The sequence below is a fragment of the Photorhabdus hindustanensis genome (assembly GCF_002968995.1).
Classification (GTDB): domain Bacteria; phylum Pseudomonadota; class Gammaproteobacteria; order Enterobacterales; family Enterobacteriaceae; genus Photorhabdus; species Photorhabdus akhurstii.
The window spans coordinates 1-655 of sequence record NZ_PUWT01000198.1; the positions used below are offsets into that span (position 1 = coordinate 1).

The window sequence follows — 655 nt, forward strand, 5'->3', positions numbered from 1 at the left end:
TGTTGTTTTGACTGTTTTTTTCTCACCTTTCCGCATCCAGCCATAACTGAGTTTGGTACCTTGAGTCGGGTGAACCGCGTCAAGAAAGAGGATGGGCTCGTCTTTCGCGGCGACTTTAAGATTTTCATAATATTCAATAAATTGTCTCTGTTTTTCTGCATCGAATTTATGAGGGACACCACAAGGTTTTTTATAAGAAAAACCCTGACGGTGTAGCCATTTATTCATGCCGGGAATGCTAAAGGTAATCTTCCAGAGCTGAGCAACATAGGCCACGATTTCATGGGTGTGATGGAAAAGATGTTGAGATAAGTGGTTGATTAAAAAATCAGTTTGTTCTCGGGAAAGCAAACTGCCAGATCCCCCATTACCCGATTTAAGTTTACCGTGATTAAGGTAATCACTGATATGGCGGTCAACAGTGGTCTGATGGAGTCGCAATGCCTGGGCTATCATCATAGAACTCCACCCTTCAGAAGCCAGAAGGATAGCTTTTATTCTGTCTCGTACCTGACCATCACGAGTGGTGTCGTGAAGATGTTCAAGTTTGATTTTTTGTTCTGATGTAATAAATATTTTCATAGCGAGGATAATGATCTCCATTTCAGATAAAATCAAGCATCTTCAATGATTACGGGTATATACCAAAACCATT

General features: G+C 40.8%; 1 protein-coding gene. It reads right to left on the minus strand.

Features of this window, described 5'->3' with window-relative positions:
* On the minus strand, positions 1–582 hold a 582-nt coding region (locus C6H66_RS25315; RefSeq protein WP_146111154.1), incomplete at its 3' end, for an IS630 family transposase.
* Positions 583–655: the final 73 nt, after the last annotated feature.